Annotated in this window: 2 protein-coding genes; both read right to left on the bottom strand. The window is 45.5% G+C overall.

The window, feature by feature from the left end:
- The coding region (locus V7D75_RS13115) for a contractile injection system protein, VgrG/Pvc8 family (protein WP_333614908.1) at nucleotides 1–2,049 on the bottom strand (2,049 nt) is incomplete at its 3' end.
- Between the two features lie 112 nt (nucleotides 2,050–2,161).
- Nucleotides 2,162–3,316 (bottom strand): type VI secretion system protein TssA, encoded by a 1,155-nt coding sequence (tssA, locus tag V7D75_RS13110; RefSeq protein ID WP_333614907.1) that lies wholly within the window; start codon nucleotides 3,314–3,316, stop codon nucleotides 2,162–2,164.
- Between the last annotated feature and the right edge of the window lie 122 nt (nucleotides 3,317–3,438).

Genomic DNA, 3,438 nt, shown 5'->3' with positions numbered 1-3,438 from the left:
TTGTTGGTGTTGGTCAGCAGTTTGCAGTTTGCTATGACTGTCATGGCTCATGTGAGATTTTGATAAGAGATTTGATGCTTGACTGCTGATATGAATACCGGTGCTGCCTTGCACATTGGCAGCGGCTTGGGTCTCGATGCTGATACCTTGTCCCCGTGCTTGTCCTCGGGTGTGGTCGGTATGCTGATACAGATGACCAATGGTTAGGCTGCTTTGATAGCTACTGCTATAGACATTGATTTGCGGACTCTCAGGATGGGCGTCAAACATCAGCTGGTTATAGCCGTTGATAAGATAGTCTTTAGTAGCTTCGCCTGTTCGACTGCTATCAATACTCTGAGTCTTGATACCGTCTATGGGATAAGCATGGCTTTGACTGATAAACCAAGCGGGACTGGTGGCATCAATCATATCTGTATCGCTGGCAATACTGTTATGCTGAGCATCAGAATTACCTTGCCCGTTATGGGTACTGCCAATGATGATGGGATGAGTGATGTCACCACCGATGAAGTCGATGAGAACATGCTGCCCATGACGCAAAGGATGAGTCTGTCCCATGTGGTCGGCGACGAGGTGACTAGAGATAGGTATCCAGTGCGCGCTGTCACTTCCATTACTGTCATCTGATTGCCAATGGTATCTGATATGGGCACGGTGGTTACGATCATGAGTAATGGCGTTACTATCAGTATCAATGATACTGGCGCTTATAAGACCTGTCAGACCCGGATGCGGTTGCCCAATTCTAGCAAGCTGTTCTCCATAAGGAATATGGTGATGATGCGGAAACGGTAGGTAGCAGGCATTGATATGATGGACGTTGTTATCATTGTCGTCATCAGTATTATGGCTCGCATTGGGCTGTAGAGCAATGGGATCAAAGGGTGCTGTCCCCAACCAATCTGCTGGAATATGATTATTGATATGATGGTGAATGGAGACTAGGCTTATGGGCTCAGTCACATAAGGATTGCCATCAATGTAATGAACACTTGGCAGACTCAGGTGTCGGATATTGCCTGTTAAGCTACCTAGATTGGCAAGCTGCTGCGCGTTCTGCTGGTAGCGGATAGCGAGCTTATCGAGACCCTCATCATCAAAACGGCTATGACTGTGTAAAAAGCGCTGATGGGTGCTGCTTGAGGAGTCAATAGGTTGCTCGCTACTGCTACTGCCTGTATAAGTACCCATCAGGCGGTTATCATAGCGATATAGGTTGCTTTGTTGGGTATGCTGAGCAATACGTGGACGAATGACAGTGATACGGTCTTGTCTATCGGCGAGATTGGCAGGGTTTTGACTTAAGATACTTTGAATATCGTTTATATCTGGACGTAAGACTGCAGCGTCGTGTGGCAATAAAACCAAAGTATGCTTATCGTTCTCATGACGGTAGTAGCCAGTGACACCGTAGAGGGCCAAGTATTGTGTTAGATAAGATAAATCTGTTTGATTATACTGAACGCTATGCTGAATATGGTAATTACTATCATCGCTAAGGCGTTCGTCAAGCTCGACGTCCATATCATACAGACCAATAATATCTTTGATAAGCTCGCTTAAACTTAGATGATGATGACGGCGATTATGACTGGATAGGCGTAATTGACTAAGGGCAGGTTCGCAAATAATGCGGTAGGCGGCCATGCCACTGTTGCTACCTAGAGCGACGGCTTCGGTAATAATGCCGTGGCGAATTTGGCTTGGTAGTAGCGTGTCACCCGTATGCCAGTGTATAGCCATACTTTGCCCTATCCACTCCTTTATATCCAGCCCTACTTGTGGATGCAATACTGTGATACTAATACGGTAGCCGCAATACAGTGCAAGCTGGCGCTGCTGATAGGACTGCGCTCGTTGGTCATGATGATAAGGACTTGGATAGGCATCAGGCGCTGGCATAAGCGCGGGCTTACTCCAAACACTGTCGGGCAGCGGCATACCGAGCAAGCTTTCAAGCAAGTCAGCCTGTTGAATGAGACTGCTGGCAATATCAGGATGGGCACTACTAATTTGCAGATGCCGATTTTTTTGTGTCCATACCATGACAAGCCCTTCTCTATTAGTCCAAAGACGCAAAGTTTAATATCACAAGATCACACATTTCGCAGAGATTGCTAGTGGAGAAACCGCCCGAACAATCCAACTTTAATGACCATCAATAGCTATCGTCAGACGATTGTCGTTTCGGTTGAATACCAACCATGTCAGAGATCATGGATAATTGATCTTCGTTTTTGATGATATGAGTGAGCCATTGATCCAACGGCATATCAGCCCAATCAATCGCTCGACCTAGCAAAAAAGTCACTGGACTGTGTGGCTCATTGGTCGCAAAATACTCTTGGATTTGAGCCAGCAATTTAAGCGCTTGCCGACGATTGCTTTGATGATCACGGTTGCTAGGATTAAAATCAGTTAAGATGACATTTTTTGTGCTAGCTAATGATTTATTACCGTCCAACATCGTACTTTCATTATCATCTGTACTGTTTACAGTATCGGTTATGCCATCTGGACTCATATTGTTAGTAGTATCGGCATACTCTGGTATCAACGGTCGCAAATGTTGGGTCAGGGCAACTAATAAATCCGTGACTGGCGCAAATACTGGTGCATCCATACCCATTAGATCATTGAGCTGATCAGTCAGGTCCTGCCACTGCTCAGTAACCTTATTAAGATTGCTCATGAGTGCTTTTTGCCAAGCTTCACTACTATTCTTTATGGCGTGGTTGTAGTCACTTAATGTTAGTTGATTGGAGGTTTCGCTATCGGGATTTTGCTGACGCTGCTTGTCATGATCACGCGCGGTGAGATAATAGTTGTAGTCGTAGCTTTCGGTTTTGGTATCAGCCAGCGATAGCTGTTTGATATCATCAGTGAGCGCTTTGACGAACCATGACAGCAGCCCCGCTCTGATATCCATACTATCTTCTTCGCCATCTAGTGGCGGATACATGGTCAGCCAATATTCATCATTCAGTGCCTGCAGTAGGCTCAAACCTTGGCTAATACCGGCTAAATGATCGGTATGACTCAATGCATCGACATACCAAAGTGCCAGCTTCATGTCTTTACTGGTATCGCTGAGTAACTCGGCACATTGGTTTTTGACAAAATCCCAATCGGCTACTTTTAGCTCAGTAACCCAATTTCCTTGCGCCAGTAATGGATCATCCTCTTGACGAGCAGCAACGATAGCATCGATACGTGGATCAAACATCAGGTCTTCACCCACCCCATGATGGCTGCCATCGATAGGCGCGATAAGGGTACCAATATTGGCTGCTAAAAAGTTATCAATATCCATTATAATGACTCCTTCTTAATAGCCTTTTTACTGACCGTTTTTTTCACTGGCGGTCTTTTAACGGCAGGCTTTTCAGGTAAAAATGGTTTGCTTGGTAATTTCGCAACTTGATCTTCAGGTTC

The organism is Psychrobacter sp., from assembly GCF_036731945.1.
In the GTDB taxonomy this organism is placed as follows: domain Bacteria; phylum Pseudomonadota; class Gammaproteobacteria; order Pseudomonadales; family Moraxellaceae; genus Psychrobacter.
This window is presented reverse-complemented; position numbering and strand designations above follow the sequence as displayed.